The 19,195-nt window shown below is 47.9% G+C and carries 21 protein-coding genes and 1 pseudogene (1 of these 22 cut by a window edge); 3 read left to right on the top strand and 19 right to left on the bottom strand.

What is annotated here, in order from left to right; genetic code table 11:
- Positions 1-327: transposase (locus tag QMD53_00845; GenBank protein ID MDI6799226.1), on the top strand; the 327-nt coding region annotated here is incomplete at its 5' end.
- A 340-nt stretch (positions 328-667) separates the two neighbouring features.
- Entirely contained in the window at positions 668-739 is a 72-nt protein-coding gene (locus QMD53_00850; GenBank protein ID MDI6799227.1) for a hypothetical protein, read from the top strand.
- Between the two features lie 67 nt (positions 740-806).
- Here QMD53_00850 and QMD53_00855 read toward each other — a convergent pair whose 3' ends face one another.
- From QMD53_00855 to nrdR, 6 genes are read right to left on the bottom strand one after another with little or no spacing between them, the layout of a single operon-like run.
- Positions 807-1,832 (bottom strand): potassium channel protein, encoded by a 1,026-nt coding sequence (locus tag QMD53_00855; GenBank protein ID MDI6799228.1) that lies wholly within the window; start codon positions 1,830-1,832, stop codon positions 807-809.
- Positions 1,813-2,244 (bottom strand): dUTP diphosphatase, encoded by a 432-nt coding sequence (dut, locus tag QMD53_00860; GenBank protein MDI6799229.1) that lies wholly within the window; start codon positions 2,242-2,244, stop codon positions 1,813-1,815. The genes QMD53_00855 and dut overlap by 20 nt, the downstream gene beginning before the upstream one ends.
- Positions 2,245-2,262: 18 nt before the next feature.
- Positions 2,263-2,946: an anaerobic ribonucleoside-triphosphate reductase activating protein gene (locus tag QMD53_00865; GenBank protein ID MDI6799230.1), complete on the bottom strand. Its 684-nt coding sequence runs from the start codon at positions 2,944-2,946 to the stop codon at positions 2,263-2,265.
- A 59-nt stretch (positions 2,947-3,005) separates the two neighbouring features.
- A complete protein-coding gene (locus tag QMD53_00870) occupies positions 3,006-3,245 on the bottom strand; it encodes a thioredoxin family protein (protein ID MDI6799231.1) in 240 nt (79 codons plus the stop codon).
- The gene (gene nrdD / locus QMD53_00875) at positions 3,217-5,367 is read right to left on the bottom strand and encodes an anaerobic ribonucleoside-triphosphate reductase (GenBank protein ID MDI6799232.1); all 2,151 of its coding nucleotides are present in this window, start codon (positions 5,365-5,367) and stop codon (positions 3,217-3,219) included. Before nrdD ends, QMD53_00870 begins: the two co-directional genes overlap by 29 nt.
- A gap of 24 nt (positions 5,368-5,391) precedes the next feature.
- Positions 5,392-5,838 carry a transcriptional regulator NrdR gene (nrdR, locus tag QMD53_00880; GenBank protein MDI6799233.1) on the bottom strand — a complete coding sequence of 149 codons (447 nt, stop codon included), beginning with the start codon at positions 5,836-5,838 and terminating at the stop codon, positions 5,392-5,394.
- Positions 5,839-6,056: 218 nt separating this feature from the next.
- Between nrdR and lexA the strand changes: the two genes are divergently transcribed.
- Entirely contained in the window at positions 6,057-6,668 is a 612-nt protein-coding gene (gene lexA / locus QMD53_00885; protein ID MDI6799234.1) for a transcriptional repressor LexA, read from the top strand.
- 9 nt (positions 6,669-6,677) lie between these two features.
- Here the strand turns inward: lexA and hflX are convergent, their stop codons facing one another.
- The 13 genes and pseudogenes from hflX to carB all read right to left on the bottom strand — a co-directional run.
- On the bottom strand, positions 6,678-7,772 hold the full coding sequence (gene hflX, locus QMD53_00890) for a GTPase HflX (protein ID MDI6799235.1): 1,095 nt from the start codon (positions 7,770-7,772) through the stop codon (positions 6,678-6,680).
- A gap of 18 nt (positions 7,773-7,790) precedes the next feature.
- Entirely contained in the window at positions 7,791-8,948 is a 1,158-nt protein-coding gene (locus tag QMD53_00895; GenBank protein MDI6799236.1) for an LL-diaminopimelate aminotransferase, read from the bottom strand.
- Positions 8,945-9,808 carry a diaminopimelate epimerase gene (gene dapF / locus QMD53_00900; GenBank protein ID MDI6799237.1) on the bottom strand — a complete coding sequence of 288 codons (864 nt, stop codon included), beginning with the start codon at positions 9,806-9,808 and terminating at the stop codon, positions 8,945-8,947. The genes QMD53_00895 and dapF overlap by 4 nt, the downstream gene beginning before the upstream one ends.
- Entirely contained in the window at positions 9,801-10,718 is a 918-nt protein-coding gene (miaA, locus tag QMD53_00905) for a tRNA (adenosine(37)-N6)-dimethylallyltransferase MiaA (GenBank protein ID MDI6799238.1), read from the bottom strand. Before miaA ends, dapF begins: the two co-directional genes overlap by 8 nt.
- 55 nt (positions 10,719-10,773) lie before the next feature.
- Positions 10,774-11,982 carry a bifunctional phosphopantothenoylcysteine decarboxylase/phosphopantothenate--cysteine ligase CoaBC gene (gene coaBC / locus QMD53_00910; GenBank protein MDI6799239.1) on the bottom strand — a complete coding sequence of 403 codons (1,209 nt, stop codon included), beginning with the start codon at positions 11,980-11,982 and terminating at the stop codon, positions 10,774-10,776.
- A 24-nt stretch (positions 11,983-12,006) separates the two neighbouring features.
- Positions 12,007-12,252 carry a DNA-directed RNA polymerase subunit omega gene (gene rpoZ / locus QMD53_00915; GenBank protein MDI6799240.1) on the bottom strand — a complete coding sequence of 82 codons (246 nt, stop codon included), beginning with the start codon at positions 12,250-12,252 and terminating at the stop codon, positions 12,007-12,009.
- 17 nt (positions 12,253-12,269) lie between these two features.
- Positions 12,270-12,845 (bottom strand): guanylate kinase, encoded by a 576-nt coding sequence (gmk, locus tag QMD53_00920; GenBank protein MDI6799241.1) that lies wholly within the window; start codon positions 12,843-12,845, stop codon positions 12,270-12,272.
- Complete coding sequence (gene mihF / locus QMD53_00925; protein ID MDI6799242.1) at positions 12,838-13,146, bottom strand: integration host factor, actinobacterial type; 309 nt, start codon at positions 13,144-13,146, stop codon at positions 12,838-12,840. Before mihF ends, gmk begins: the two co-directional genes overlap by 8 nt.
- 124 nt (positions 13,147-13,270) lie before the next feature.
- Positions 13,271-13,849 (bottom strand): orotate phosphoribosyltransferase, encoded by a 579-nt coding sequence (pyrE, locus tag QMD53_00930; GenBank protein MDI6799243.1) that lies wholly within the window; start codon positions 13,847-13,849, stop codon positions 13,271-13,273.
- Positions 13,846-14,565, bottom strand: a complete 720-nt coding sequence (gene pyrF / locus QMD53_00935; protein MDI6799244.1) for an orotidine-5'-phosphate decarboxylase — start codon at positions 14,563-14,565, stop codon at positions 13,846-13,848. Before pyrF ends, pyrE begins: the two co-directional genes overlap by 4 nt.
- Positions 14,562-15,494 (bottom strand): dihydroorotate dehydrogenase, encoded by a 933-nt coding sequence (locus tag QMD53_00940; GenBank protein MDI6799245.1) that lies wholly within the window; start codon positions 15,492-15,494, stop codon positions 14,562-14,564. Before QMD53_00940 ends, pyrF begins: the two co-directional genes overlap by 4 nt.
- Positions 15,485-16,267 (bottom strand): dihydroorotate dehydrogenase electron transfer subunit, encoded by a 783-nt coding sequence (locus tag QMD53_00945; protein MDI6799246.1) that lies wholly within the window; start codon positions 16,265-16,267, stop codon positions 15,485-15,487. Before QMD53_00945 ends, QMD53_00940 begins: the two co-directional genes overlap by 10 nt.
- Positions 16,264-19,195 (bottom strand): annotated as a pseudogene (gene carB / locus QMD53_00950) (carbamoyl-phosphate synthase large subunit); it runs 349 nt beyond the window's last position. Before carB ends, QMD53_00945 begins: the two are co-directional and overlap by 4 nt.

Here is a 19,195-nt window from a genome sequence, read left to right on the forward strand (position 1 = left end):
AAGGCCAAGGCAGCACTTCACGAGATGATGTATGCACCGACGAAAGATTACTGCCAGGCAACAATGGAGCAATTCGAGCAAGACTTTGGCGCCAAGTATCCAAAAGCGACTCAGTGCTTAATCAAAGATATGGACACCCTCACCACGCACTTTGACTTTCCCGGCGAGCACTGGGTGCATATCCGCTCGACAAACCCGATCGAGTCGACCTTTGTGACCTTTGAAACTGCGGACCAGAGTCACCAAGGGAGCCGGTTCACGATCGGCCGGCCTTGCTATGGCTTTCAAGCTCATGGAGTCAGCCGAGAAGCGATGGTACAGGATTAGGGCGCCGCACTTGGTTGCAAAAGTGCGAGAGGGCATTATTTTTCAGGACGGAATCGAACTTACGAAGCTAGTTGGAAGGGTCGTGGCTTAGAATGCGATCCACAACATTTGACAATAGCTCACGGCTTACTTATGGAGAAGGCACTCCGGCTAAAAAGCTTGCCGATGAATTCATAGCCAACTATGAGGCGGCTTACGGAGAGAAACCGAACGGAACTTTCCCGGCTCACGCTTATGACGGTTTTCACATTTTGGCAAATGCCTTAAAGAGCTTGGGCAAGGCTCCCGCGGATCTAACCACGGCTGATCTCAGGGCTGAGATCGAAAAGACAAAATTAAATTGGTCGAGCCAAAGACGCTTGAGAGGACTACGGGCAAATCTAGGCGCGTGATCGATAGAAGAGAGAAATAATAAGACTTAAAATAGCTTAGTTTACATAAGATATATTATCGGGCGTTGCTTAACCATCTTTGTTTCATTAAATTAATTTCTTGAAGAGCTCCAGCTGCTGGTTGGTTCCGATCGCAATGAGAACATCACCCGACTGTATTTTTGTTGAAGGCATCGGATTGGTATTGAAATTCTCCCCCTGGTTTATGGCAAGGATCATTGCTCCCAACGTCTTTCCTCTAATGTCAAGCTCATTGATGGCCTTATTGGCAACTTGAGAGTTCACATCTACTTTGAATTCGGCCAGTTGGAACTCAATATTTTGCCCTTGGGTTATGATGTCGAGATAGTCGCAAGCAACTGGCCTGGTTATATAGGACGCCATACGACGACCACCTATCACGGCCGGTGATATCACCTTGGTTGCTCCCGCCTTTTTGAGTTTGAGCTCAGAACCCTCAGAGCTGGATCTTGCCACAATGAATAGATCCTGATTGAATGATTTTGACGTCAAGACGACGTAGACGTTGTCGGCGTCATCATTTAAAGCGGCTATGAGGCCGGTGGCCCTGGTTATGCCGGCTTCTTCAAGGATTCTATCCTCGGTTGCGTCTCCCTCGATAAATAAGAGATCTTGACTCCTGAAATTCTCTATCGACCCGTGATCTCGGTCTATCACGACAAAGGGTATTTTCAGGTTGAGAAATTCTTTTGCCACTTGCTGGCCCACCCTACCAAGTCCACATAAAATATAATGGGAATCCAATGCGTCTATCCTCTTTTTCATCTTCCTCTCCCCCATCAAGCCGCCAAGATGTCCTTCAATGAAAAACTCTACAATCAAGCTGAAGGCGTACAAGACAGTTCCGACGCCTGCGATTATTAGAAAAATGGTAAATAGCTTTCCGCTTGCAGAAAGTGGTCTGACCTCGTCAAATCCAACTGTCGTTATAGTTATCAGAGTCATATAGAAGGAGTCGAGAATGGGCCAGCCCTCTATATAGCTGAACCCAATGACTCCGGTCAGCAGAATTGAGGCTATCAAAACCAGAGCAAGCTTGAGTTTTGATAGAACGGTTAGGGTGTTTACATATCTACTTTCCTGTGCTGCCAAAGCCGCCTTTACCTCGCGTCGTATCGTCCAACTCTTCAGCAATTATATATTTTGGGCTCACGACTTGTTGGATTACAAGCTGACAGATTCTTTCGCCTCGCTTGATTTCAAAAATCTCGTCTTTATCGGTGTTCAGCATTATGGCACATATCTCGCCCCGATATTTAGAATCAATAAGACCTGGAGTGTTGACTATGGTTATGCCGTGCTTTAAGGCAAGGCCCGATCGCGGCTGGACGAATCCGGCGTACCCTTCCGGTATCGATAGGGCTACTCCGGTCGGAACTAGCGCCCTTTGGCCCGGAGCCAGACTTATATCTATGCGACTATATAGGTCGCAACCGGCATCTCCATCATGGGCCATCTTCGGAAGCGGAAGACCCTCTTCGAGCATCTTTATCTTTATTTCCAATTATCTACCTCCGACGATTCAGCCACAACCTCTAAGCTGAGTTGTAATTGATGAGCTGCACTTCTCTTTGAGATCTCTTAAGAGTTGAACATTATATGGTTTGACGCACTTAAACTCCTCGCTTAAGACATTCTTAGGATTAAACTGCTGCAAGTAATATTTACCTGCTCCCCTCTCTTTGAGCATGGTGGCTATCTGGAGGACATCTTCGGGCTCGACCAGCCCAGGGACCACTGTGGTCCTAAATTCGTGATCCAGTCCGGATTCGATTATCAGGTCTATGCTCTCAAGAACCGCGCCCGCATCCTTCTTTGAGGCACCCAAAAGATCATATTTTTCAAACGAGGTTTTTATATCGAGAGCGAAATAGCTTATCAGATCTTCTTTTATTAACCGGGAGAGAGCCCGAGGCCGGGTCCCATTGGTATCCAGCTTGACCGGATACCCGATTGCTTTGAATAGAGAGATTAATTCTCCCAATTCATGGTTTATTGAAGGCTCTCCCCCGGTAATCACTATGCCGTCCAACCAGTTCTTTTTGGACAACAAATATTCTTGAATTTGCGTTATCTCTATATTTTTATTATCGGCTTTTTTATCAATCAAAATAGAGTTTTGACAGAAAGGGCACCTTAAGTTGCAACCCCCTAAAAAGATCACGCATGATATCTTGCCTGGCCAATCTATCATCGAGGTCGGCAAGATTCCTCTGATGTCGATATTTAAATCTCCCCTTAGTTCCCTTTCTTTTGAAGCTATTTTTAAGACACCAACTCAAGATCCGCAAGATTGGGGACGACTCCAAGCCAAGCTTTAATCTCTTTGCCTGTTTCGTCGGTCAAGACGAACGACGGAGTCGTAAGGACACTGTAAAAGGCCGCCTCAGCCAGACCCTCCACATTATCGACATCGTATACCTCAATATCCTCTAGACTTTCTGCAAGCGCCTTGGCTTCGGGGCACCTTGGACAATCAGACTTCACAAAGACCTTTACCTTCACCAACTTCCTCATCCTCCTTGTTCAATTTTGTCCTGGTCCTTTCCTTGAGTTCAGATATCTTGCCTTTATTCCAAGTAGATATCTTAGAAAAATAGCCCACTATCCTTGTTATCCAATAGACATCATCAGACTCGCAGAGCTGGCAATGAGCCGCAAGACCTCTGGAAGTCCTCTTACAATTGTTGCACACGGTAAACTCAGGGCTGAAGGCTATCTGTGACGCGTTTGTGTTCTTAAACGTCTTGACCACGAAATCTTTTATCGCACTTGGATCCGGCTCGTTCTCCCCCAGCCATATATGAACTATGGCCCCGGCTTCGATCAAGGGATGGAACAAGCTCTGTTTCTCTACTCGTTCGATGTAGTCAACATCGGCATCAACCGCCAGGTGGATACTGTTCGTGTAGTAGTACTCCCCGTTTTCGAAGCTCCCCCTTGTGACCTTTCTGGTTTGACGTGGATAATACTTCATATCCAATTTTGCCAGACGGTAGCCACTCGATTCGGCCGGAGACTCTTCGAGAATGATGTTGACCCCATGCTGCTCTGAGAGCTGTTTGCATTTCAAGTTCATGTGCGAGATTACTCTGAGCCCGAATCTGAGTGCCTCATCCGATTCGTGTAGCTGTTTGCCCATATGGGTCTCGACCATCTCGTTGAGCCCAAGTATTCCAGCTAGATAGGTCAGCCTATCCAGCCTGAGATAAGGCTCGCCATCCTTCTTTGCGCAGAGCATCGCAAGCGGCCCCACCTGACCTAAGTCCAAAAGTTCCTTTATGAAAGCCTTCTTTTGTAGATGGGCTTTTGCTACGAGCTCAAGCGCCCTGTTGATCTCCATGAAGAGAAGTTGATCATTTTGTTGGGCCTTATAAGCTATCCTTGGTAGATTGATGGTTATATTCTGGAGGGCTGAAAACCTCATCTTCTCGGGGCTCTTGGTCTCAGCCAGATCATTCTCATTCAACTTCAATTTCAAACGACAGCACTGGGAGACCGTGACTTCATCGCCTCGATCGAAAACGAAATAAGTTATCCCCTGTCGGCTTGCCACCTCGCAGGCAAGATCTAGAAATTCCTCATGACCTTCGCTCTTGAAGAAATCGTTTCCGATATGAAGGAGGGGTTTGGGAAATACGAAGGTCTTGCCCATTGCGTCTCCCTCCATATAGACCTCAAACATCGCCTTTAAGAACATTTGCGATTCCTTCTCGTAATCGGCATACTTTTTGCCAGTGTATTTGCCGCCGGGGCCGATCGCCTCAGTGTCTCTGAAGTGAGACGGAATATTCCAATAAAGATTAAAATCGGTGAAGACGACCTGTGATCCCCTCGCTCCCGCCAACTGATTGAATTCATAGATGAGCATCTGGGCGAGCTGCCCTATCTCATCGTAGGACCGGTCAACCAGATAAGGAGCGAAGAACATGTTAACGGCCTCCCAGCCAATGGCGCCCGCATAATGCGACTGGAGGGAGGAAGCCATCTTGACCATATGACCGATCAGTACCTCAGCGTGCTTGGCCGGCTTGGAAGTGCTGGTAATGTTTGGAAGATTCAAGCCATATTTCTTTATGTATTCCAAAGAATGGCCACCGCAGTAGGGCCTGACTATAAAACCTAGATCGTGGAGGTGGACGTCTCCGACCATATGAGCCAAAGCGACATCCTCGCTAAATACCCTCCTTATGGCAAACTCCTTGAGGATGGACTCCGCGATGGTCAAATTGATCGATTCGGGATTGTGGGTGGTGTTACTGTTCTCTTTATTGGCATTGAAGATTATTTGCTCGACGTCGTACATGGGAAGACCAAGGTTAGAGTGGCGCTTGTGGGCAATGGTAAGCCCCCTCTGTATCAGCTCGGTATCGATAAGTTCACGGATAATGCTGGTAGTGATGTCTTTTAAGTTGCTGTCAATGACCTTATTTTCGACCGCATCGGCAATTTCGTTAGCCAGCTCGCTAGAGATATTAGTCTCCTTAACGAGGGAGGTCACTATCTTCTCTTTGTCCCAGATGTTGATCTCTTGCTGAGAGGACGTGCTTACCAGCAAGGCTATATCCGTTGCGTCATCGGTCTTTCCGGTCACCGTCTTAATGACGTTGATCTTCCTAGACAGCATGATTAAGACCCCCTTGTTGTTTGATCATTTCAGCCTATTTAGTTCAGATAAAAATTGATCAATATCCTGAAAATCCCTATATACGGACGCAAACCTGACGTAAGCCACCCTGTCCAGCTCCTTCAAGCGCTCAAGAACCATCTCTCCTAAGTCTTTCGATCTTATCTCATACTTGAATTCATTCCTGAGCTGAAGCTCGATGTCGGAGAGCATCTTCTCCAGCGCCTCGGTCGGAACGCGCCTTTTGACCGTCGCTCTGAGAAGTCCCGCAAGAAGTTTGCTCCTATCAAATAGCTCCCGCGTCCCGTCCTTCTTGATGACGGACAGGGGTATATCTTCCACCCTTTCGTACGTTGTAAATCTTTGCGCACACTTTATACATTCGCGCCGTCTCTTTATCGAATCCTTACCTTCTGTTACTCTCGAGTCGACCACCCTCGTCTGCGGGTAGTCACAAAAGATACATTTCACAGTTTTTCCACTCGATTTCCACAAGTTGCACACAATATATTGTTAATAAACAAATACCAAAACCCTATATATTGTGTTTATCACGAAAACTTTCGTTTGGCAATAGTTAACGAGAACTTTTTAAAAATTTTTTTGAACTCTAAAAAGCGCGCCTTATCGAACTGGTGTTTGCCTTAAAGCTACCCAGTTGCTATAATCGTATAAAAATTGGGGGCAAATTGGATTTAACCGAAAGACAAAACCAGATTTTAAACTATATACTCAACGAAGTCGCAGCCAAAGGTTTTCCGCCTTCAGTCAGAGAGATCTGTGAGGCTACTGGTCTCTCTTCCACTTCGACCGTTCACAGCCACCTAAAATCTCTTGAGAAGATGGGCTTTATCAGGAGAGATGCGACTAAACCGCGGACGATAGAGGTTCTGGATCAGACCAGGCATGACGCCTTGGGCCAGGTCGGCCCCGCAAGAGCTCTCCCCTTGGTTGGGAGGGTGGCCGCCGGTCTTCCGATATTCGCCGAGGAGAATATTGAGGAGATGATGGTCCTTCCCAAAAACTTCGCCTCAGACGATTCATTTATCATAGAGGTCAAGGGAGAGAGTATGATAGAGGCTGCAATATTGGATGGTGATTATCTAGTTGTACGCAAACAGAGAGACGCTGATGATGGGGACATAGTCGTCGCCCTGATGGATGGAGAAGCGACGGTGAAGAGGCTCTTCAAAAAACTGGGTCACATCGAGCTTAGGCCTGAAAACAGGAGCATGAAACCGATAATAACAAGAGAGGTCGAAATTGTTGGCAAGGTTATCTCCTTGTTGAGGAGGGTCTAAGTCACCACTTTAATGATTAGGCACGCTTGCGATCTTTCTTATTCTCTCCTTTAGCCCTTCGAGCCCCATGCCCTCTTTGGCCGAGACGAAGACCGCGTCGGGATAGACTTTTTTTAGCCTTTTGATGTATTCAGTCGATATTCTGTCTATCTTATTAAAGACGGAAAGAATATCTGCATCCATCACCTTCAAATCATTCAATATCGACTCGACCGAGGCTATCTGCTGATCGAATCCTGTGTGGCTTGCGTCGATAACGTGCAATAATAAATCTGCCTCGATCACCTCCTCCAAAGTAGACTTAAAGGCCGCCACCAGGTGGTGTGGAAGATCTCTGATGAACCCAACTGTATCGGAAATGGTGACAGGTGTTCCACCGCCCACCTCCAGACGCTTAGATGCGGGGTCGAGGGTGGCAAAGAGCTTGTCTTCGGCAAGAACATTCGATTTGGTCAAAGCGTTCAATAGAGTGGATTTTCCGGCGTTGGTATATCCGACAATGGCCAAGCGAAAAAGCCCCCTTTTGACCCGCTGCTTCTTCTGAGTCTGCCTCACTTTTTCAATCTTTGAGAGCTCTAGCTTCAGCCTCTGAATCCTCTTTCCGATCCCCCGCCTCTCCACCTCGAGCTTGGTTTCACCGGGACCCCTTGTCCCTATGCCCGCCCCGAGTCTCGAGAGCGCCACGCCCTTTCCTTTGAGCCGAGAAAGCCTATGGGTCAACTGGGCCATTTCGACTTGGATTTTGCCCTCTTTTGTCTGGGCCCTTTGGGCAAATATATCCAGGATCAGAGTTGTCCTGTCGATTATTTTTCGGGAGGTGATGGCCTCAAGGTTGGCTTGTTGGGACGGGGTTAGGTCCTCGTTGAAAATTATCGTGTCGGCATCCAACTCTTGTGTGAGATTGGTTATCTCGATGGCCTTGCCGGAGCCGACATAGGTCTTCGGATCGGGCCTTCCCCTCTGAGTGACCTGAGCAACGATTTTAGCTCCAGCCGTTTTGGTAAGTTCGGCCAATTCCATCAGGGACCGATCTGTCTCTTCGGCCGCCTTATCAATCAACAATGAGACCAGGATGGCCCGCTCTTTTAGCTCTTCATTGAACATCAATATCTCACCGGATGATTAAATGACCTTCTTTATGCGCTCTAAAGCCTCAAGAAGCCTGTTATCCTTTACGCTCAGCGTTATCCTTATAAAGCCCTCTCCGGAATTGCCATAAGCGTTTCCTGGTGAAAGGACAACGCCTGCTCTATCCAGAATATGTGTTGCGAAACTAGCGGAGGAATATCCGCTTGGCACCTCCACCCAGAAATAGATGCTAGCCTTGGGAAGCGAAAAAGAGAGCCCCATCTCGGTAAGGGCTTTGGCAACGATATCTCTTCTTCTCTGGTATATCGCGCACATCTCTTTGACCGGCCCCTGTGAACCGCTAAGGGCCGCGATTCCGGCATATTGTATGGCATTAAATATCCCCGAATCGACATTGGTCTTAACTCTGCCGAGCGCCTCGATGGCATAGTCGTTACCGACTGCAAAGCCTATTCTCCAGCCAGTCATATTGTAGGTCTTTGAGAGGGAGTGAAACTCAATGGCTAGCTCCTTTGAGCCAGCTACCTCCAATAAACTCGGTGGCTGATAATCGTCGAAAGCGATTTCCGAGTAGGCATTATCGTGACAGATCAATATATCGTGCTTCTTAGCGAAGCCGACAGCTTCTTTGAAGAAATCCAAATTGGCCGTGGCTGAGGTCGGATTATTGGGATAGTTCAAAAACATCAATTTTGCTTTCTTTGCAGTAGCCTCGTCTATTTTTGCAAGATCCGGAAGAAAGTCATTCTCCTTCTTAAGTGGCATAAAATAGGGAATGCCGCCAGCCAGAAGCGTTCCCACGTTATAAACGGGATAGCCGGGATCGGGTATCAAGGCAACCTCGCCCGGGTCTATGAAGGCCAAGAAGACGTGGGCAATACCCTCTTTGGAACCGATTAGCGGAAGAACCTCTTTGTCCGGGTCGAAGGTCAATCCGAAGCGGCTCTTACAGAAGTCGGCGGCCGCTTTTCTGAAAGAAGGCATCCCAAAGTATGAGGGGTATCGATGGTTTTCCGGGTTACTCGCTTCCTTGCAGAGGGCATCAATTATGTGCTTTGGCGTCGGCTCGACCGGGTCGCCTATCCCCAAACTTATGACATCGACCCCTTCGGTTTTTTTTAGGGCAATCTTCTTATCTATCTCGGCAAACAGATATGGGGGTAGATTTGCTATTCTTGCGGCCTGTCTCAAGTCTTTTCCTCCATTTTTAGAATTATTTGACCCGTAAAGACCCGATTTGCTGGTCCGGTCATTAAGATATTATCATTTAAAATTTCGGTTTCAAGATCGCCGCCCAAAAGCTCAACCTTAACCTTTTTGCCGGTAAGGCCGAGTCTGTTTGCCACCAAGGCGGCTGCCGAAGCGCCGGTGCCGCAAGCCAGCGTCTCGCCAACTCCGCGCTCCCAGACTCTAAGCTTAAGCTTAGAGTCCGAGACTACCTCGGCAAACTCCACGTTGGTCTTCTTGGGAAAGATGGGGTGATTTTCTATAAAAGGTCCAACGGTTGAAACCGGAGCCGTCTCTATGTCGCCCACAAAGGTGACGGTATGTGGGTTCCCCATGGAGAGAGAGGTAAATTTCATCTTTTGACCTTGCACATCGATCGTTTGGTCGATAAATTCATCACCCTCAATGAGGATCGGCACATTGGCCGATTTAAAACTGAATCTTCCCATATCGACTTTTACCATGTTGACCTCGGAGTTCTCGGAAATGAGGGCGACTGATTTTAAGCCAGCCAGGGTTGAAATTGAGAAGGTATCCATGTTGAGCAAGCAATTATCATACAGATATTTGGCAAAACAGCGTATTCCATTGCCACACATCTCGGCGACACTACCGTCGGAGTTGAAAAATTTCATAAAAAAATCGCCGGCTTTATCTCCCGAGCTCTCTGCAAGGATCAGGCCATCAGCTCCTATTCCGAAGTGTCGATCGCACAAAAAGGCTACCTCGTCAGGGCTGAGATCAATGTCGCCGGCAAGGTTATCTATAATTATGAAATCATTTCCGGCCCCCTCTGATTTTGTGAACTGGATATGTTTATTCACAGACCATCCTTTCTCCGCCATTAAGTTCTTTGATGATATTAAGGGCTATTTCGTGCGAGTTCACGGCTGTAGCCTCAATCCATTTTATCCTGGGATCCCGCTTAAACCAAGTATATTGACGCTTGGCGAGATTCCTTGTCCTCTTCTTTATCAAACCTATGGTCTCGTCGATGGTCATCTCCCCAGCAAGATAAGACGCTATTTCTTTATAGGCGATGGCTTGCATGGCTGTTCTTGAGGTCAGGGTGCCCTTTTCGATAAGCACCTCGGCCTCTCCCAAGAGGCCGCAAGAGAACATGTTGTCCACTCTCTGTTCGATCCTTCGATATAACTCGTCTCGCTCGACATTTAGGCCAAAAAATAAGATATTTTCGTAGATGGATTTATATTCAAACCAATCGCTCCCAGCTTGACTGAAACGACCGCCAAGTTCCACTGCCTCCAGCGCCCTTATTATCCTTTTTGAATTTTTGGGATGTATTTTTTGAGAGGCCGCCGGATCTAGCGTCTTGAGTCTTTGGTAAGCCTTCTCGAGATCGCCCAACTCCTCCAACTGCCTTCTTTTGATCGAGTCCATGCGACCTTCGGGAAACTTTAAGTCGTCCACTATCGATCTTAGGTGAAGCCCTGATCCTCCAACCAGGATCGGAATGAGGCCCCTTGCGATTACGCCATCTATAACTGCTCTGGCGACTGACTGATACTTTGCCACACTGAAATTTTCGTTTGGCTCGACGATGTCGATTAGGTGATGGGGAATTCCTCGTCTTTTGCCTTTGCTAAGCTTTGCGGTGCCGATATCGAGACCTCGATAAATCTGCATCGAGTCTACCGATACAATTTCTCCGTCAAGAAGCTCGGCCAAGCTCAGAGCAACTTCGCTCTTCCCAGAGGCCGTCGGTCCGACCAAAACCAATATTAATTTATCTTTTAGTCCCCTCTCACCCATCAAAGTCCAACAATCGTTATCGTCTATTTCTCGCTGACATGCCTTCGACCATGCTGTCTACAATCGCCCGCGCGATCACCCTCTTGCTAGAGCGGGGTATCTTTGTCGAATTCCCTTCTCTATCCAATATGATGACCTCATTATCGTCGGACTCAAAACCTATATCATCTCTGGATACATCATTACAGACGATCAGGTCCGCTCCCTTTTTTTTCATTTTATCGAGCGAGTTGTCGATAAGATTATCCGTCTCTGCCGAGAAAGCAACCACGTATCTCTCCCCCTTATCCTTGCTGATCGAAGCCAGTATATCGGGAGCCTTCTTAAGAGTTATGCTGATGGGAGACGCCTGCTTCTTTATCTTGGTGGAACTTGGCGAGATCGGAAGAAAATCTGAGACGGCGGCCGCCATGACCAGGGCGTCCACCTGAGAAAAGTGTTCCTTTATAACCGCCCCCATCTCGGAGGCGGTTATAACCCTTATAGAGAGAGCCTCCGATGGTGGGGTCAAGGCGGAAGCCCCGCTGACCAGGGTGACTTTAGCCCCCCGCGAAATTAACTCGCGAGCAATTTCATAGCCCATTTTTCCAGAAGACCTGTTGGAGATGTATCTTACCGGATCGATTGGCTCACGCGTGCCACCTGCGGTTACCAGCACCCTTTTCCCACTTAGATCGCTACTTCGGGTAAGAGCAAATTCTGCCATATTGACGATATCGGCAAGGGGTGCTAGTCTTCCCGGACCAGAGATGCCGCAGGCAAGCTCGCCCGCGCTGGGTCCTACAAAATAGAATCCCAATGAACTTAAGCGACCTATATTTATTTCGGTAAGCGGATTTAAGAACATCTTGTGGTTCATAGCCGGTGCAATCACTTTGGGGCAATCTGAAGCCAAAATCGTAGTGGTTAAAAGATCGTCGGCCACACCGTTAGCTACCTTAGCGATAAAATTGGCCGTGGCCGGAGCGACCAGAATAATATCCGCTTCCTCGGCAAGAGAGATGTGGTGGATCTTGGCAGAAGGATCAGCTTCGAAGAGATCTGTCGCCACGGATTGTCGGGTAATCGTTCTGAAGGTAAGGGGGGTGATAAATTTTGTCGCAGCGGATGTCATAACGACCTTTACCCTTGCTCCGCGCTCAATCAGCACCCTCGATAGCTCGACCGATTTATACGACGCGATTCCGCCTGCAACTCCGAGTATTACAGTCTTATCTTTCAGCATTAGATCATTCCAAGATTGAAAGGATTACTTTATCCCATCTTTTAGGCGCCTATAAGAGATCTTTTCCATATCGATCTCTTTGAGTGCGATATCTAGAGGTTTGTAGGATTTAAGCTTCTCGTCCGTTGGAGCCAAGGCCTCAAGCCCTTGACGATAATCCGAACTTAAGATGGCATTTATATTTCTGGCCCTCTTGGCTGATAAGGTAACCAGCGTATATTTGCTATCAACTTTCTTTAAGAGATCGTCTAACTTTGGTTGTAAAAGCACAATTCCTCCCGTAAATATTAATCTTTTTTTCTTATCGAATTGATGATGCCAATAAGCTCGGCTTTTGCTTGGCTCAAATCAGCATTTACTATCTTATAATCGTAAATATTTTGGAATTTTAGTTCGGACTCGGCTGTCCTTAGGCGGACCCCTACGTCGCCTTGATTCTCCGTGTCCCTTTCGAGAAGCCTCTTTTTGAGCTCTCGATCTGAGGGAGGAAGAATGAAGATTAAAATTGAGTTAGGAATCTTCTCCTTTACGCTAATAGCTCCCTGAACATCAAGTTCAAGGATTAAGTCCTTGCCGCTCTGGAGAAGATTCCTAACCAGCTTCTTAAGAGTCCCATATCTATTCGAATGAACTTTCGCCCACTCTAAGAACTCATCTTCTTTAATTTTCTTATCAAACTCTTCATCACTTACAAAATAATAACTTTTGCCGGGAGATTCTCCCTTTCTGATGTTTCTTGTTGTAACAGATACCGATACTTCGATATCATCCAGCTCTTTAACGGCTTCAGAAATCAGAGTTCCCTTACCCGCTCCAGAAGGACCGGAGATAATAAATATTTTACCCTCTCGTTTGCTAGCCAAGTTCCTTGATGAGTTGCTCTTGTTGCCTGGAGCCCAAACCCGCTACCCTTCTTGATGGGCTAATCTTTAGTTGCTCCATAATTTTTTGGCTTCTTACTTTTCCGATTCCGGGGAGTGACTCAAGAAGATCTGAGACCTTCATTCTTCCAGCTATTGGGTCGGAAGACTGGCTAAGCACCTCTTTTAAAGAAACGGTTCCTTTTTTTATCTTTGCCTTAAGCTCCGCCCTCTTTTGACGAGTCTCTACCGCTTTCTTTAAAGCGGCTTTCCTATCAGCATCCGATAGTGTTGGTAATGCCATGATTTTCCTCCTTTATTTTTTTCTACTGCATAGCAGCAATTATACATACTATGACATTTGTCGGCAATAATCAACCTGCAAGAACGATATATTTTTACTTTTGTTATTATAGACTTTCGCTATTTTATTTCAATCTCCTGCTTCCCGGGGAGTAAATTGCAATATTCTCTTTGCAAAGAGGGCATTCATCGGGAGGGTACGACTCAACCTCTATCTGGGCCAGATAGCTGTAGGGGATCGACTGGTTGAAGGCCTTTTTGTCACCGCGATCAATGAGGGAGGCTATGGCAACTACCTGGCCACGGTGAGCGGTGACCAATTCAGCCACTTCCTTTACTGACCCACCCTTCGTCACCACGTCATCGACAACGACAACTCTTTCGCCATGAGTTAAGGAGAAACTGCGTCTTAAGATCATCTTCCCATCTTTTCTTTCTGTGAAAATAAAGCGCTTGTTCGAAGCCGCCGCAAGGGCGAAGCCGAGCACGATCCCTCCCACTGCTGGCGATATCACAACATCGAAATCGATCCCCTTTAGATTTTCATACATCAGCTCGGCTATGCACTGGGCAAGACCAGGGTATTGAAGGATCTTCATGCATTGGACGTACTTATTGCTATGGTAACCGGATGAGAGCTCAAAATGACCTTCTTGAAGCGCCTGACAATCTTTGAGCTGATCGATCAAATCTTCTTTTCTCAAGCTTTGGCTCCCTCCATAATCTTCAATATCTCCTTTGCCTTTTTAAGTGGATCATCCGCCTTTATTATGGGCCTTCCCACAACGAGATGGGTAGCCCCACTTGCAACCGCTTCTTTTGGCCCCATAGATCTCTTCTGGTCGTCCTTTTCCTCCCCTGAAAGGCGAATCCCGGGAGTGACTATGAGCATCTCATCGTCAACAACCTTCTTTATTTTGTATATCTCAAAGGGTGAAGCGACCAGGCCGGATAGACCTGACTCTTTAGCTAACCTCGCAAGGGTTACGACCTCTTCTTGAAGACTGGTTGTTCGCCCAAGTTCGATGAGATCGGGTTCGCTCAAACTGGTCAAAACGGTAACCCCAAGTATTTTGGGTGGCGCAAGTCCCAGTTTGTCGGCTTCGGATAATGCGGCCTCCCTGGCAAGCGACATCATCTCCCGACCGCCTTGGGTGTGAAGTGTAAACATATCGACGCCCAAGCCAACTATCCGCCGGCAGGAATTAGCAACCTGATTCGGAATATCGTGCAATTTCAAATCGAGAAATACTTTAAGGTTGCGCTCCCTCAAGTCATTGATAATCCTCGGCCCTTCCGAGATGAATAATTCAAGTCCGACTTTGAAGAAGTCGCAAGCCCCTTCAAGCCTGTCGCAGAGACTCAAGGCCTCATCTCTTGAAGGGAGATCTAAAGCCACTATCAATCCTGATCCTTTCAAGCTCTCACCTGACCCACTATTTCTGATACCTCCCTTATCCCCTTCGCCTCCAAAAACTCTTCAATTCCCTTTATTATGTCTAGAGTCACACTCGGCTTTGTGAAGTTGGCAGTCCCTATCGCAACGGCGGTAGCTCCGGCCAAAAAGAACTCGATGGCATCCTGAGCCGTCGTTATTCCACCCATACCAATTATGGGTATTTTTACAGCCTTGGCAACTCTATAAACCATAGCGACGGCTACTGGTCTTATGGCGGGACCGGAGAGACCTCCAGTTACGTTGGCAAGTCTTGGCTTAAAAGTATCGACATCGATGGCCATCCCGACCAAGGTATTGATCAATGAGACAGCATCGGCTCCGCTCGCCTCGACAGCCCTGGCTATCTCCTCAATCTCTCCCACATTGGGCGTCAGCTTCACAATCAAAGGGAGGTCGCTCGCTCTCCTGATGAGCGAGGTCAGGGTAGCCGCTTCTTTGGGGTCGTGACCAAAGGCCATCCCTCCCCTCTTGACGTTTGGGCATGATATGTTGATCTCAAGTCCCCTTACCAGACCGGACTTGGATAATCTTTCGGCCACCGAAACGTAGTCATCCATCGTGTCTCCGGCGACGTTGACTATCACCGGAAGATCGCCTTCTGTCAAAAAACCGAGATCCTCTTGGATGAAGCGCTCCACTCCTTTGTTCTGAAGCCCGATCGCATTGAGCATGCCAGACGGCGTCTCGTAAATACGAGGTAGTGGATTTCCCCCTCTGGCCTCCAAGGTTACGGCTTTGGTTACGATCGCTCCGAGTTTGGAGATGTCAAATAATTTTGAATATTCATGCCCGCTTCCAAAGGTTCCAGAAGCGGACATGACGGGATTTTTCATCTCTATCGAGGCAAGGTTAACTTTTAAATTTGGCTTTCTGTTAGAATCTAATCCCATCTTATATCACCAGAATCGAAGACTGGCCCTTCTACGCATACTCTCTTATCGCCGTATGTCTCATTACATGTGCAACTCAAACAGGCGCCGATCCCGCAAGCCATATTCTCCTCCATCGAAACAAAACAGTTTATGATATGTTCTTCTGCCAATTTTGAAAGAGACCTCAGCATCGGTTTCGGACCGCAAGCAAAGATTGCCTCTGGCTTGTTTCTTTGGTTTAGAGATTGGTGGTATAGATCGAGAACCGTTCCCCTCTTTCCAAGGCTTCCGTCATCCGTAGCAACCCGGGGCTCGGTTAGGTTAAATTTACGGCCCAAGTGACTCTTGGCCAGAAACTCGATCCGTCCCGCCGTTCTTGCACCAATGAAAAAGTTAAAATTTACCCCCCTGTCTGCCAACTCATTTGCTAAAAACAGAAGAGGTGGAAACCCCATGCCTCCTGCTATGATGTCTACCAGCTTAAACTTGGTAGAATCAAAGCCGTTTCCAAGGGGACCGATGACCGAGAGCGCCTCGCCAATTGGGGCTTTTGCTAAATAAGCCGTTCCACGCCCGACGACTTCAAAAATTATTTCTATCGAGCCATCAGCACTTTTACCAGCGATGCTGAAGGGTCGCCTAAGGATATGGCTCATCCCTCTACCGCACTGAAGATGGATAAACTGTCCGGGTTTGGCGATCTCAGCAATCTGGGGCGCATTTAGGCGAATCAGAAATATGCCTTGAAAAAGTGAATGTCTCTCGGCGATCTCGGCTTCAATCTCTATCAATCTCTCCCCCCATAGCGGTCCTGGATGGCCTTTACGTCTATCTTCCCGCTTATCATTGCGGCTATGCCCTGAACGGCTGCTTTGGCTGCTGAAATCGTCGTAATGCAGGTTATTCCGCTGACGGTTGCCGCCGTTCTGATGAAATAACCATCGCTTCTAGTCTCTTTGCCAAAAGGTGTGTTTATGACCAAGTTAATCACACCGCTCTTTATGAGATCGACGACATTCGGACGACCCTCTTTGACCTTATTGACCTCCTTGGCCTCAATACCATTTGCTCTCAAAATTTTAGCGGTCCCCTTGGTTGCGTAAAGATCTAATCCCATGGCGGCTAGTTCCTTGGATAAATTTATCGCTTCCTGCTTATCTTTATCGGCGACGCTGATGAAGACCGCACCCTCTGTGGGCAGCTCTTGGCCGGCCGCCATCTGGGCCTTAGCGAAGGCACTACCGAAAGTCTCAGCCGCCCCCATAACTTCGCCCGTAGACTTCATCTCGGGACCTAGGACCGTGTCAACCTCAGGAAACTTGGAGAAGGGCAAGACGGCTTCCTTGATGAATACATAGCCGATGGTCCTCTCTTCCTTTAAATTGAAATCCCTTAACTTCCTGCCCATCAAAATGAGCGAAGCGATCTTGGCGAGTGGTATGCCGATCGATTTGCTGACAAAGGGGACCGTTCGAGAAGCCCTGGGATTGACCTCTAAGACAAAGACCTCGCCATCTTTCACGGCAAACTGGATATTCAGAAGACCTACGACCTTTAGGGCGCGGGCCAAATTGTTTGTGCATTCTTCTATAGTATCGATGACCTGATTGGACAGAGTGAAAGAAGGGATAGCGCAAGCACTGTCACCGGAATGGATGCCCGCCTCTTCTATGTGTTCCATTATGGCGCCGATGAAAACGTCATCTCCGTCGCAGATGGCATCGACATCCACCTCTGTGGCCCCCTCTAGGAATTTATCTATCAATATCGGGTGGTCGACAGAGGCCTTGGCCGCGGAGGCTATATACTTCTCCAGCATATCCTCTGAATAGACTATCTCCATGGCTCGCCCCCCAAGAACGTAAGAGGGCCGAACGACTATCGGGTATTTGATCCTATCGGCGATCTCCTTGGCCGACTCGTATGAGTTTGCAATGCCGTTCTCCGGCTGAAGTAGACCGAGATCCTTTATGAGAGCCCCAAAACGCTCTCGATCTTCGGCAAGGTCGATGCTGTCAGGAGAGGTCCCGAGTATTTTAACGCTAGCCTTTTCCAAAGAAGCGGCGAGTTTAAGCGGCGTCTGACCTCCAAATTGAAGTATGACGCCGGCCGGGTTTTCAGCCTCGATTATGTTCATGACGTCCTCGAAGGTCAAGGGCTCGAAGTAGAGCCTGTCCGAAGTGTCATAATCGGTGCTGACCGTCTCGGGATTGCAGTTTACCATTATGCTTTCATAGCCTGCCTCTCTCAAGGCGAGCGAGGCATGAACGCAGCAGTAGTCAAACTCGATTCCCTGACCTATCCGGTTTGGACCGCTGCCCAGAATCATTATCTTCTCTTTGTCTGAGGGCCTTATTTCATCCTCGGTCTCATAGGTTGAGTAGTAATAAGGCGTGTAGGCTTCAAATTCGGCGCCACATGTATCGACCGATTTATATGTGGCAGATATACCTAGATATTTGCGCTTCTCTCTCACTTCATCTTCGGTTCGGGCAAGAAGATGGGCTATCTGGCAGTCAGAAAAACCAAGCCTCTTTGCCTCAAGAAAATCTTCGGGCATAACTGCATCAAAATCCCAGGCAGAAATTTGCGCTTCGAACCAGTTTATCTCCATGATATTGTAGAGGAACCACCGATCTATTTGACTCAACTCGTGGACCTCATCAAGACTCAATCCAAGCTCGAAGGCTCTTTTTATGTAGAATATCCGCTCGGGATTGGGCCTGGACAGAAAGTCGGTGATCTTGTCATCACTGAATTCGCCCTTGCCATCTCCACCGAGACCGAACCTGTCGATCTCCAGAGAACGAAGAGCCTTCTGCAGCGACTCCTTGAAGGTGCGCCCTATCGACATCGTCTCCCCAACCGACTTCATGCGGGTGGTCAGGGTGTCGTCAGATCCTGGAAACTTTTCAAATGCCCATCTTGGAATTTTGGTTACGACGTAATCGATGGTCGGCTCGAAGGAGGCCGGCGTCTCTTTGGTGATGTCGTTGCTTATCTCATCCAAGGTATAACCGATGGCAAGTTTTGCAGCTATCTTGGCTATGGGGAAACCGGTTGCCTTGGAGGCCAAGGCCGAACTCCTTGAAACTCTGGGATTCATCTCGATAACAACTATCCGTCCGGTCGTAGGGTTGACGGCAAATTGAATATTCGAACCCCCTGTCTCCACGCCTATCTCACGAATGATGGCAATAGAGGCGTCGCGCAGCTTCTGATACTCTAGGTCAGTAAGGGTCTGAGCGGGGGCTACCGTTATGCTGTCGCCGGTATGTACGCCCATGGGGTCGAAATTTTCGATCGAGCAGATGATGACCACGTTATCTTTGAGGTCGCGCATCACCTCGAGCTCATACTCCTTCCAGCCAAGACATGACTCCTCGATCAGGATCTCGCTTATGGGGCTCAGAGATATTCCGATGGCGGCCATCTCTTTGAACTCCTCAAGATTATAGGCTACGCCGCCTCCCGTTCCGCCCAATGTATAGGATGGCCTAATTATTGCCGGATAGCCGATTCGCTCAATGCCTGCCATGGCCTCTTCAAGAGAGTGAGCAAATACGCTCTTGGGTAGATCCAGTCCAATCCTGGTCATAGCCTCTTTAAAAAGGCTTCGATCCTCAGCCTTCTTTATCGCTTCAAGTTTTGCGCCTATCAGTTCGACTCCGTACTTATGAAGCACGCCGCTCTCAGCTAAGGCCACGGCGGTGTTCAGG

This window comes from Actinomycetota bacterium, assembly GCA_030017835.1.
GTDB lineage: Bacteria > Actinomycetota > Aquicultoria > UBA3085 > Oleimmundimicrobiaceae > Yes70-04.